Source organism: Tenacibaculum sp. A30 (assembly GCF_051200845.1).
Lineage (GTDB): Bacteria > Bacteroidota > Bacteroidia > Flavobacteriales > Flavobacteriaceae > Polaribacter.
This window is the reverse complement of sequence record NZ_CP195160.1, coordinates 1071415-1083626: the sequence shown is the minus strand read 5'-3', so window position 1 is coordinate 1083626 and position 12212 is coordinate 1071415. Positions and strand designations below refer to the sequence as shown.

General features: G+C 31.9%; 8 protein-coding genes and 1 other RNA gene. 5 read left to right on the top strand and 4 right to left on the bottom strand.

The window, feature by feature from the left end:
• Positions 1-36 precede the first annotated feature (36 nt).
• Positions 37-432, bottom strand: a transfer-messenger RNA (tmRNA) gene (gene ssrA / locus ACR9ES_RS05180).
• Between the two features lie 304 nt (positions 433-736).
• Here ssrA and ACR9ES_RS05175 point away from each other — a divergent pair.
• The 3 genes from ACR9ES_RS05175 to ACR9ES_RS05165 are packed head-to-tail and all read left to right on the top strand — an operon-like array spanning position 737 to position 2584.
• Entirely contained in the window at positions 737-1945 is a 1209-nt protein-coding gene (locus ACR9ES_RS05175) for an NAD(P)-dependent oxidoreductase (protein WP_435255347.1), read from the top strand.
• A gap of 39 nt (positions 1946-1984) precedes the next feature.
• Entirely contained in the window at positions 1985-2206 is a 222-nt protein-coding gene (locus ACR9ES_RS05170; protein ID WP_435255346.1) for a DUF3820 family protein, read from the top strand.
• A gap of 9 nt (positions 2207-2215) precedes the next feature.
• Positions 2216-2584, top strand: a complete 369-nt coding sequence (locus ACR9ES_RS05165) for a DUF1801 domain-containing protein (RefSeq protein ID WP_435255345.1) — start codon at positions 2216-2218, stop codon at positions 2582-2584.
• Here ACR9ES_RS05165 and ACR9ES_RS05160 read toward each other — a convergent pair whose 3' ends face one another.
• Positions 2585-3535: a transglutaminase domain-containing protein gene (locus ACR9ES_RS05160; protein ID WP_435255344.1), complete on the bottom strand. Its 951-nt coding sequence runs from the start codon at positions 3533-3535 to the stop codon at positions 2585-2587. It lies immediately after the preceding gene.
• Positions 3536-3640: 105 nt separating this feature from the next.
• On the opposite strand from ACR9ES_RS05160, the gene ACR9ES_RS05155 reads away from it, so the two are divergent.
• Together ACR9ES_RS05155 and ACR9ES_RS05150 are read left to right on the top strand one after the other, a co-directional pair.
• Complete coding sequence (locus tag ACR9ES_RS05155; RefSeq protein ID WP_435255343.1) at positions 3641-4639, top strand: M28 family peptidase; 999 nt, start codon at positions 3641-3643, stop codon at positions 4637-4639.
• 179 nt (positions 4640-4818) lie between these two features.
• Complete coding sequence (locus tag ACR9ES_RS05150) at positions 4819-5343, top strand: DUF4136 domain-containing protein (RefSeq protein WP_435255342.1); 525 nt, start codon at positions 4819-4821, stop codon at positions 5341-5343.
• Between the two features lie 61 nt (positions 5344-5404).
• Here the strand turns inward: ACR9ES_RS05150 and ACR9ES_RS05145 are convergent, their stop codons facing one another.
• Positions 5405-5878 carry a hypothetical protein gene (locus ACR9ES_RS05145; RefSeq protein ID WP_435255341.1) on the bottom strand — a complete coding sequence of 158 codons (474 nt, stop codon included), beginning with the start codon at positions 5876-5878 and terminating at the stop codon, positions 5405-5407.
• Positions 5879-5920: 42 nt separating this feature from the next.
• Entirely contained in the window at positions 5921-12049 is a 6129-nt protein-coding gene (locus tag ACR9ES_RS05140; RefSeq protein WP_435255340.1) for an alpha-2-macroglobulin family protein, read from the bottom strand.
• Between the last annotated feature and the right edge of the window lie 163 nt (positions 12050-12212).

Below are 12212 nucleotides of genomic sequence, written 5' to 3'. Positions count from 1 at the left end.
AAAAACCCTTATAAACACTAGATTTACAAGGGTTAAAAGTGGAGACGCCGAGAATCGAACTCGGGTCCAAACAAGCAGCTCAAAGGCTTTCTACATACTTAGTTTTTGATTAATTTTCGATTAAAACCTGACCAAAAACAGCCCAATTTTAACTTAGCTTCTTTAATTTCGAAAACCCATCGAAGCACTAAGTTTTCTATGTTTACTTTTACGATGCCCATAAATGAAACGCCGTAAACCAAGGCTTTTCGTGGACATTCAGCTTGCGCACCTTGTGCGCCGAGGCTTTATCTTACTATAAATTCAGATTAAGCAGCTAAAGCGTAGTTATCTTCGCCGTTTAAATGTTTGAAATAAGTTTAGCGAGTTATCATTTCACTCCTCGGTATGCTTACATTTTCACTCGTCTTGCTGTCAAAACCAGTCGTCCCCAATATATCAAAGAATGTACTTATCTAGCGCAAAAAATATACCAATTTTTAGGGCGTTCGAGCGGGCTTTCACCATTCACTTTTTTATTGGTTATTGAGCGTAGTCGAAATACCAATTAAAAAAGAGCTCAAACATATAGCTTGTGGTGAGCGTAGTCGAACCGTTCAATCCCTAACGCATCATAAGCGGACGCAAATATAAAAAAATATGATTTGTACAATCACTTTAAAACGAGTATTTTCGCCATGATTGTTATATATATAACATTTTATGTAAAGTTGTTTAATTTTAATATAAATAAAGAATGAAATTCGGAATCATAAAAGAACGCAAAAACCCACCAGATAGAAGAGTAGTATTTTCTCCTGAAAAATTACAAGAGTTTAAAAAACAGTTTCCACAAGCTGAAATAGTGGTAGAAAGTTCTGATATCCGAGTTTTTTCTGATGAAGCCTACAAAAATGCAGGGTTCGAAGTAACTAATGATGTTTCTGATTGTGATGTGTTATTAGGCGTAAAAGAGGTTCCGGTAGACGAGTTGATTCCGAATAAAAAATACTTTTTCTTTAGTCATACTATTAAAAGGCAACCATACAACCGTAAGTTGTTAAAAGCGATACTAGAAAAGAATATCGAAATGTTTGATCATGAAACCATTATTGAAGAAAATGGAGCTCGTTTAATTGGTTTTGGTCGTTATGCTGGTTTGGTAGGAGCTTACAACGGATTTAGAGCATTAGGTTTGCGTGAAGGGTTGTTTAATTTACCTAAAGTTGAAACCTTGCCAGATTTAGATGTTGTAAAAGCTGAATTAGACAAAATTACTTTACCAAATATTAAAATCTTATTGACAGGAACAGGAAAAGTGGCTCATGGAGCTCAAGAAATTCTTGATCACTTACAAATTAAACAAGTAAGTGATGCGCTGTATTTAACTTCAGAGTTTACCGAACCAGTATATTGTATAGCTGATGTTATGGAGTATGCAAAACGAAAAGATGGTAAAGTAGGAGATAAGTTTGAGTTTTACAAAGATCCGTCTGGTTATGAAAGTAACTTTATGCCCTATGCAAAACAAACTGATTTCTTTATAGCAGGGCATTTTTATGGAGATGGAGCACCGTATTTATTTACACGTGAAGATGTAAAACACCCTGAGTTTAGAATAAAGTATGTGGCGGATGTTTCTTGCGATATTGATGGGCCAGTAGCGACAACACTTCGTGCGTCAACAATTGCAGATCCTATTTACGGATATAACCCAGAAACAGAATCAGAAATTGATTTTAAAGACGAAAAAGCTATCACAGTAATGGCCGTAGATAATTTGCCATGTGAGTTGCCTAAAGATGCAAGTGAAGGTTTTGGAAATATGTTTTTAGCACATGTAATTCCAGCATTTTATAACAATGACAAAGATGGAATTTTAGCACGAGCTAAAATGACGACAAACAATGGTAAATTAACCGAACGTTTTGCATATTTGCAAAATTACGTAGACGGAAAAGAATAACACTTTAACTCCCGCTTCGGCGGGATTTTTTTATTTTAGATGATACCAGACAAACAATTTTTAATTGATACGGCCAATATGAAAATGCCTTTTGGAAAATATAAAGGAACTTATTTAATAGATATTCCTGAGTACTATATTGTTTGGTATAAAAACAAAGGGTTCCCTCAAGGAAAGCTTGGTGTTATGTTAGAATTAGTTTACGAGCTTAAATTAAATGGATTGGAAGATATTTTGAGGAAAATCCGTCGAGTTTCTTAAATTTAGAACATGAAACCAGCAGAAGAACATATACTCAAACAACCAGAACCTTTCAAGTCTATTTTATTGCATTTACAACTGTTGATAGAGAATAATTGTACTGATGTAGAGCTAAAATACAAGTGGAAAATGCCTGTGTATTATGTAAACGGACATCAACTTTGTTATTTAAATGCCTCTCATAAAAAAGGGTTTGTAGATGTAGGTTTTTGGGCAAAAGGTATTTTACAAGATTTTGAAACGTATTTAGTTTCTGAAGGTAGAACTGTTGTGAAATCACTTCGTTATACTTCTGTTGAAGATGTTGATGAAGAAATTTTTCTTCAAGTAGTTGAAGAAGTGACGAAGCACAATCATAAAGGCTTTTGGAAGAAATAATTATTGAAACAAAAACTCAAGCATCACCTCCTTATCAATAATTAAATATACCTGTTTGCTGTTTTTTGGCGGTAATGTTGTAATGGTAGTAATGTTATTTTTAGTTACTACTTTATCTGGTTTTACAGCATAGCGATACCCACTATAACCCAAAAATATAGTTTGATTCTCACTTAAATTTTTAAGTTTAATTTCTATGGGAGTTGAACCATTTAAGGTTCCTTTTTTAGGAGAAATCAATTGTAGGTTAGATTGCAAAAAAGCTGAACTATAAATTGGTTGATTGTAAAAATCATCCTTTTCCATTCTACCAACTCTTAATTGCCAAAGTTTGTTTTCAGGGTAATGTGTTTTAAAATACTGTTCTTTAGGTATGTTGTAGTAATACGAGTTAAATAGTTGTTGCCAGCTACCATTGTTAACCATACCTGCAGCCCAAGTAGCATCAATATAAACCCAATTATTATTCAATTTAACAGCGTTCCAAGCGTGATTAGAATTACTTTTAGGATTGGCTATATCGTTTGATGAATTTCTAACATACCCTTTAATAACTTCATTTTCTATTTGTAATAAAGAATAGATTTTAGCTAGAGTTTGCGCATAACCTTCGCAAAGTGCTTTTCGATTTGATAAGGTTTCGTTTACAATTTCATCTTTTATGGCTTGAAGCTTTTCTAATTTTTCTTGTTCGTTTTTATATTTGAAAGAAATTCTTTTTTGCCTCGGATTGTAATATCCTTCTAAATCATATTTGATATTGTGAGAAAGCCAATAAAAGGCGGCTTTCACTTGTAATTCTTTAGAATGAAAATCTTTAGCTATTCTTTTCGCTAAATTTTCGGCAGTTGTTAATTTAGGATAGTTAATTACTTTTTCTTCTATCAAAGAAAAATCTTGGGCGTTTACAGCCCAATTCAATAAAAAGAAAAGAAAAAAAAGTCGCTTCATATATCAGATAAACAAAGGTACTGCACAAAAATTGTGCCTGTAAAATTAACAATTTAAAAACACGAAATTAAATTAGCTATATTTAGGCTTTTAAATAAATAAAGAATGAAAAAATTTTTATATCCATTAGCATTTGTAAGTGTAGCAGTTTTAGTATCGTGCAAGCAAACTAAAAAAACTAGTAACGAATTAGCTGTCAATACTGTTGAGGTAGCTCAGAAAAAAGAGAACAAAGAAGAGATAATTGATTCTGTTTTAGTAAGAAAACACTTATATACACTTGCTTCAGATGAAATGGAAGGTAGAAAGCCTGGGACTGAGGGAATGGAAAAAGCAACTCAGTATATAGAAAATGAATACAAAAGAATTGGTTTAAAAACTTTCGATACACTAACTACATATCGTCAAAATTTTGAATACAAGGGTATTAAGATGAGTAATATAATAGGTTTATTAGAAGGTAAATCTAAAAAAGACGAGTTTGTTATAGTATCTGCACATCACGATCATTTAGGGATGAAAGAAGACGGAGAAGGTGATCGTATTTTTAACGGAGCAAACGATGATGCTTCAGGAGTAACCGGCGTGCTAGCATTGGCAGAATATTTTGCAAAAAACGAAATAAATGAACGTAGTATTTTGTTTGTATGTTTTACTGCGGAAGAAATGGGCTTGGTAGGATCTGAGTATTTTGGAAAAGGAATTGACGCAGAGAAATTCGTCGCAGGAATCAATTTAGAAATGATAGGAAAACAACCAAAAACAGGACCAAAAACAGCATGGTTAACAGGGTTTGATAAATCTGATTTCGGAAGAATTATTCAAAAGAATTTAGAAGGTTCAGGGTATCAGTTATTTCCAGATCCGTATCCAAAATTTCAATTATTTTTAAGGTCAGATAACGCATCATTAGCTCGTTTAGGTGTGCCGTCTCATACATTCTCAACAACACCTATAGATGTAGATGCTGATTACCATAAGGTAACTGATGAGGCAGAAACGTTAAACATGACTGTATTAACAGAAACAGTTAAAGCAGTGGCTAGAGGAACTCAAAGCATTATTGAAGGAAAAGATACTCCTACTAGGGTAGTGATGGAATAAAGGAATTTACTGATTTTACTCAAACAAACATTCAGAGTTTGGGTATGGAAATATTGACTCTTTAAAAGCAATTCAATAAAAATCAACTAGCTAACCTATGAAAAGCCTCGTTTGTACGAGGCTTTTTTGTATTTTTATAAGGTACAATTCTTGTTAGGTTAAACTTAAAAACATCATTTATGAAATATTATCAATACCTTTTTTTACTGCTTTTTATAGGGTGTACATCTTCTAAAGTAGTGTACGATTATGATAGTCAAGTTAATTTTAATGACTATAAAACATTCAATTTTTTTGAAGATGCAGGAAAAGGCTTGAATGAATTAGATAGAAATAGAGTAGAATATGAATTGCAAACAGCTTTGGAAGCAAAAGGAATGCGATTGGCAGAAACTCCAGATTTGTACATAAACATAATATCTAATGAGCAAGCATCTGTAAATAGAAACAGAATAGGAATTGGAATTGGTAGTGGAGGTAGAAACGTAGGATTTGGAATTTCAGGAGGAATTCCTATTGAAAGTAGAAAGATTAATCAGCAAGTAACGATAGATTTTGTTGAAAGTGAAAAAAATCAACTAATATGGCAAGGAAAAGCAAATAGCGAACTAAACGAGAAAACCTCACCTGAAGAAAGGAGAGCGTATTATCAAAAACTAATACAGAAAATATTGAGTAATTATCCGCCAAAAAAAGAAAAATAATAAAAAAGAAACCCTCCAAAAGTTACTTTGGAGGGTTTATATTATTGTCTGATTTGGGGGCTTAGAATTGGTAACGGATACCTAATCCAAAATCAGAATTGAAATTTTTATAGCGATCACCGAATCCTATGTCAGGTCTAAAATCTAAAGAAATCAATAATGGAATATCAAAATTATATTCAATACCGATAACACCAGAAACAAAAAGATAAGTTTCTGAAAAATCTGAATTTTTATCATTCCAATGACCAAGACCTCCACCAGCACCAGCATACCAGTTAAAGTTGTTTTCTAATTGCCATACCCATTGGTATAAACCTGTAGCCTTGAATCCGTCATAGTTGCTACCATTTCTTAGTCCTAAGTCGATTTCTAAACGGTTGTTATCGCTTAATTTACGTTGGTAAGAAATTTCAGCACCAAAACCATCGTTATCTCCTAAACGAAGACCAATAGCATTGTCAGAAATTTCTTGGGCATTTGCTGTAAAAAACGAAAGGGTTAAAAAACCAATGAATAAAAAGATTTTTTTCATAATTTTTAATTTAGTGTTATGTCTATGCTAATATAGCCTAATTTATTTAATTAGTAATCTATTTCCTTTTGAATGACTACTAAACTCAGGTGCATACATGCTCTGAATAGTGGTAATTCCGTTGCTGAAATTACCTGCGTTATTCACACGAACATCGTATTCAAAAACATATACACCTTTAGGTAAACGATCAAAAAAGAAATTTGTTGCAGCATCTTTTGTGCTTTCATAATAGCCCAAACCATCTTGCCATTTGTATTGTGATAATACGTTAATTGGTTCAACTCCACTAGCTCGCATATCTTTCATGTGTACAAATTCCATATTTCTATCTGAACGAAGCTCTATTCTAACAGTTATTAAGTCTCCAATTTCTAGCTGGGTTTCTTTGGTGATTTCTTGTAGCTTTTTTCCTGTGTTAGTGTTAATTTTTTTGAATAATTTCTTATTCAAGTTTAACGGATTTTTAACAGAGGTAATTTTATCTAAATCTTCAAAATACTGCCAATATAAGCCACCCCAAGCAATACCTTTTCCTTTTTTAGTGATGCTTACTGTACTCATTTCAGGAGTAATTTCAGAACCATTCCAAGAGGTTTTAAAATAGCCTGTTCCAGCTTCAATTTTAGTATTTTCCAACTGAGTCGGATTGATAGCTTTATTTCCAATAGTTATATCAACCATATCGGTTACTGAAATCCAATCGCTACCTTGTAATAATAAAGCATATACAGCTTCGGTAGTTGCTTTGGTAGTTTTCCAACGATTGGTTTGCTTGTTTTTTAATAACCAGATTTTTAAGTTATCAATTGTTTCTGTGTTGTTTTCAATTTCTGAAAAAGCTTCGATTAATAAAGCTTGAGTTTCAATAGGTGCTTGATACCAATACCAACTAGGTTTGTTTTCTTTCCAGTACATTCCTAATTCTTCTGAAGTAATACTATTTTCTTTCAAAGAAGCTATGATTTTATTAGCTACGGAAGTATTTCCACTTCTAAATTGAAGTAATGTGATTTGTCCTTTTCCGTATAAATTGAATTCTTTCCAATAGTTTTTTGTTTGATTTTTATAGTATTCAACAGCAACTTTGGTTTTATCACTCATGTTAATGTCTTTATAAAAAGAACGCATGTATAAATATTGAATGATAAAATAACTCAGGTGGTTTTTTTCTAAGTACTCTTCGTATTTTTTTTGCCCTTTTTCAGCTTTAATACGTTCAGCATTTTCTAATAGCTTTTTGTAAACTTCTTCAATTTCTAGATCTAAAAAGTGAACTGATTTTTGAACCATAGCTGTAGTTGAATTGTCAACGTCAACTACTCCCAATTTTTGTAAATGTCCGAATCCTGTAGCAATGTGATTGGTAATAAAAGCATTCGGATAATCGCTTCCTTTAAACCAAGGGAATCCGCCATTGTTTAGCTGTATTTCTGTAAGCTTGTTAACAGCTTTTTGTTGTTCGTTTTTCATTTTATTCAAATCGAATAACAAAGCAATTCGTTTCTTTTGTTCTGTTTCTGATTGTGCGTCACGTAACCAAGGAGTTTCTTGAATAATCAACGATTTTAATTCTTGGTTTTTTTCAAGGTTACTTAGCAAAGCATCCGAAGATTTCCACGAGTTGAATACTTCTTGAATCCTCGGATTTGAATTTGCAATATGACTCGCCAAGGTATTTGCATAATAACGAGCAAAGGTTTGTTCACTGCATTCGTATGGATATTCCATTAAATAAGGTAAAGCTTGCACAGCATACCAAGCAGGGTTAGAGGTAACTTCTAACGTTAATTTATGGTGACTGAGCGTAGTCGAAGTCTGATTTTTTAGTTTATCTAACGTGAATGTTTTAGTTTCATTAGAACGAATCCACATAGGTAAGGTTTCTGTAACCAACATTCTGTTTGATAAAACAGGCAGTACATTTTGTTCTCCATCAGAAAAATCTCCTGCCTTGGCAATTACTTTATATTGAATTGCTTGATAGGTATCTGGAATAGCCAAATTCCAAGAAACTTGTGTGTTTCCGTTAGAATCAATACTGAAAGACTGATTTTTAGAAGAGTTACTTAACAAGTTGATTTCCTTTCCAGTAATTGCATCGGTTAGTATAAGTTGCGCTGTTCCTTCTAAATTTTTATCAGATATGTTGGCAATTTTAGTACTAAAAGTAATTTGATCGCTTACTCTTAAAAATCGTGGTGCATTCGGTATCACCATTAACTCTTTTTGAGTAACGGTAGTTAATGTTTTTGTAGCTGATTGTACCTCCTTAGTATGTGCTAGTAATTGTAATTTCCATCGTGTTAACGATTCAGGAGTAGTGAAGCTAAAGGTTACATCTCCATTTTTATCAGTAGTTAAATGCGGATAGAAAAAAGCTGTTTCTTGAAGGTTTTTACGAATTTGAACTCCTTCCGAAGAGATTTTTTCTTCAATATTATTTTTGATTGAAGAACTAATTGGAGGTGGGGAGATAGAAGCGTTTTGAGGAAAAAACATTTCATCGTCATTATATACTTCTTTAGGTCTCATGTTGTTTTCAACAACTTCTAACTTTCTGGTAGTATTTACAGCGCCTCTTAAAAGAATGTTTCTGTTTCTTCCGAAGCTAAATCCAAACCAATTTAAGCGATCGTATTGTTGAGTTGAATAATGCCTGTTAGGGTAATTTACATTAAAAATTCTGAAATGTTCATTGCCAAAACTTTGGTAAGCATTTGCATTGCTGCCGTAAGAATAATAGGTTGAAGTTGTAATTGGATTAAATTGCCAATTATGTGCTTTGAATTCATCTAAAGAAGCATCGTACATACTCGCTAAAACTTCTGCAGCTACTTTGTTGTTTTTATCATTTTTTATGGTAAAACTCCAAGTTTCTTCAGCTCCAGGTTGTAGTTTATCTCTAAATGTATTGGTTTCAATGGTAATTGTTTCTTGTTTGTTTGGTACAGAAATAGGAATCGTTCCGCTTAAAAAACTGTTGTAATTCACAAAGTAATATTTGATGGCAAACCCACCAACATCTTCTTTGTTAACTGGAATTTTGATTGTTTTTAAATTATTGTTTAAATGAACAAGTTTTGTTTTTACAATTTTATGGTTCTTTTCTATTTGAATAACCACAGTTACATCTTTTGAAGCAGAACCAATTTGTAATTCAACATTATCACCAGATTTGTAACTCGGTTTGTCTGTGTTGTAAACAAATAACTGATTATCAGTTACACTTTTCTCAACTCTATTTGTTAATGTAAAACGAGTTTTATCGGTAACAACTTGTCCAAATTTATCTCTAGAGTTTAATATGATAACATACTTTCCAGAAATCCATTTTGAATAATTTTTTAAGATAATTTCTTTTGATTTTTGCGTATCAAAAGCTTGTTCAAAAACCAGTGTACCTTGTTTCCAAGTTTCAGGATTTTCTTCTTCTTTGGTATAAGCATCGTGTGGAAACAACTTTCTAAAATCAGCTTCTGAAATATCTTGATAATCAGGGATATTCCAAGGTCTGTTACGTAACGGACTTTTAGGAGCTTGTAGTTTGTATATTTTAATACTTCCTTCTGCAGGAACGAACTCTCCATTCAAATTTTTACTAGAGATTTCAATAGTAGTTTCTTTGTTCGATTTATCTATTATTGAAGGAGCTACTATTGAAGCAAGCAATGAATGATATCCAACTTTTACGATAGAAGTGGCAGAACGAGTTTCGCCATTAATATCGGTAACATCAGCAGTGATTTCATATTCAAAAACAGGAAGATTTTTTTTGTCTACACTTTCATCAGGAAGTGCTTTAAAAGTGATTGAAAAGTTTCCTTGGGCATCAGTTGTCAATTCTCCATGCGTAATTTCTTGTGCTTCTGAAATAAGTTGAGGTCTACGCCAATACCACCAATTAGGATATTGCACTTTACGATGCACTCGATATACTACTTTAGCATCGGTAATGTTTGTTCCAGAAAATGCTTTGGCGAATCCGTGTACTGTAATGCTGTCGTTTACCTTATAAGTTTTAGTAATAGGTTTAAACTCAGTTTTAAACTTTGGTCGTTTGTATTCTTCAACTGAAATAGGAGTAATGTATTCTTCTTGGGTAAAAGAAAAATATGCATTGTTATAAAATTTACTTTCTCGTTTTTCACTTTCATCAATAGAAAATGAATATTCGCCAGTTAATCCGTTGTTAGGGAGTATAAACTCTCCAGAAGCAGAACCATATTCGTTTAATTTAAGGTCTAATGTTTTTACTTCTTGACCATTCACATCGTTTAGTGTGATTTGTACATATTCATTAGAGAAAGGTTTTGAAGTTTCTCCTTTTTGCTGAATAAAAATAGCTTTAAAATATACCGTTTGACCTGGGCGATAAATGCTTCTATCCGTAAAAATAAAAGGTTTGATATTTATATCTTCCTCTTCTTCATCAATATTAGATGTTTCATGATATTTGTATAGGTAGTAATTCCCAAAAATAGCAGAATCATCTTTTGTAGTTACCGTAATATATACATTGCTAAAGTTGTCATTACTTTTATAACTAGCAAAACCATTTTTATCGGTTGTTAATTTTTTATGAATTGATTTTCCGTGTCTACGTTGCTTGTTTTGTAATAATAATTCAGCATTTTTAATTGGTTTTCCTGTGTTTCTATCTACCACTTGGTAGGTTCTGATACCGTTATTGTTGTTTTCAACCAATACTAGATTGGTTACTTGTAAGTTGGCGGTAGCGTATAGGTCAGAAGTATTAAAAATGGTATTTTTATGAGCTACGATTAAATAATTTCCCTGAGTTAACTTTGGAACAACAACTTCAGTCGTGTGCTGTAAATAATCTTTTTCGTTTCGTAAAGCACTATTCCAAGAAGTAGTTTTTTGTAGCTTTTTTATAAAGTTGATTTTATCTTCGTCTTTATAAATTTTTTGAAGCTCTTCTAACTGTTTAGTGGTGATTTTATAAGCACTAAAATGCAGTTTATCAATGTTATTGTAAGTAACTAATATTCTTGAAGGCTTGTTTATTGGAACAAATTTTTCTGAAAGAAGAGTTAATGATTCTAATTTGATTTGTTGCTGTAAAGTTTTACATTTTTTTGCAGCAATACTTTCAGGAAATTGTTCAATTACTTTATTACAAATAGCTAAAGCATCTCTATTTTTAAAACGAAAATCTTCATTTTTATTAGCTTGATATGAGGTTGCTTGTTGATTATAAATTCTAGCAATTTCATATTGATACAAACCACTTACTTCGTTGTTTTTATAGTTGTTTACTGGTGTTTTTAAGGTTTGTAGCAACAACTCTTGTTTGTTGCTAAAAGTAGCATGCTGATTTACAAAATGAAGTCGTTGTATATCGGCGTCAACCAAAGCTTCTAGATTGTTGTTTTTTAAATGAAAAGAAAGTAGGTTTTGATAAATTTTTAAAGCATTGAATTGTAGTGATGAATCATCTTTTGTAGTGAGTTTTAGGTTTGAAAATGTTTTAACATCACTAATATATTTTGCTTCATTAATTTTAAATTGATAGGTAGGTTTTGTAATGCTGGTTTCTGTAGTTTTATAAAACTCTAAAGCATTATGCGCTAAAAAATCGAATAGAGCAGGACGAAATTTTTTAGAATCTTTAACAGCGTGGATAATTTCTCCAAACTCATATATGTCTACTTTTTGGAGTAGTGTTTCATTTTGTAAAGAATTTTGATAATGACAGTGAATTTCAGTAAAAAGTGTGTCTAAATCCCATGTTCTAAAATCGTTTCCATCAACTTTTTGCTCCGTTTGTGTTCGATTGTAAAACTTCCATCTGTTTTGATTGAAGTATTGCCAATACAAGTTAGCTAAAATATTTTCGAGTACATTCTTGGTAGGAAAATTACTTTTATCAATTTGTTGTTTGAATTGATTGATAATTTTCAATTGCGCGTCTTCCTCCAAAGTCAATGAATATTTACTTTTATAAAATAGCGATTTTATAATTTGAGGTGAGTTGTTACTTTTTTCTGCCTTTTCATAAATACTTTCAACAACTTTTAAAGCTGATTTTGGTAGATTATCTAACTCAAATTGATGGACTTTTTCCCATAAATCTTTATAATTTTCTTGGGCGTTTACTATGGTTGAAAATAAAATTAGTAGCAAAATAGAAGTCAATTTTTTCATAACACGATTTTTTCATTTATAGATACAAAACACCAAAAAAGACGATTTATTACAAGTTAAAGTTTGTAATAATAGTATTTGAGTGAGTGTGTGCAACTTTTCAATGAGTTTAATATTTAAAGATACTTAAAATTCTTACTTGGTTTTGTATTTTTGGGTTTTT

What these genes read in the sequence shown, in the direction of transcription:
- ACR9ES_RS05140 (WP_435255340.1), bottom strand. Translation starts at nt 12,049, where the DNA reads ATGAAAAAATTGACTTCTATTTTGCTACTAATTTTATTTTCAACCATA.
- ACR9ES_RS05160 (WP_435255344.1), bottom strand. Translation starts at nt 3,535, where the DNA reads ATGAAGCGACTTTTTTTTCTTTTCTTTTTATTGAATTGGGCTGTAAAC.
- ACR9ES_RS05150 (WP_435255342.1), top strand. Translation starts at nt 4,819, where the DNA reads ATGAAATATTATCAATACCTTTTTTTACTGCTTTTTATAGGGTGTACA.
- ACR9ES_RS05175 (WP_435255347.1), top strand. Translation starts at nt 737, where the DNA reads ATGAAATTCGGAATCATAAAAGAACGCAAAAACCCACCAGATAGAAGA.
- ACR9ES_RS05165 (WP_435255345.1), top strand. Translation starts at nt 2,216, where the DNA reads ATGAAACCAGCAGAAGAACATATACTCAAACAACCAGAACCTTTCAAG.
- ACR9ES_RS05145 (WP_435255341.1), bottom strand. Translation starts at nt 5,878, where the DNA reads ATGAAAAAAATCTTTTTATTCATTGGTTTTTTAACCCTTTCGTTTTTT.
- ACR9ES_RS05155 (WP_435255343.1), top strand. Translation starts at nt 3,641, where the DNA reads ATGAAAAAATTTTTATATCCATTAGCATTTGTAAGTGTAGCAGTTTTA.
- ACR9ES_RS05170 (WP_435255346.1), top strand. Translation starts at nt 1,985, where the DNA reads ATGATACCAGACAAACAATTTTTAATTGATACGGCCAATATGAAAATG.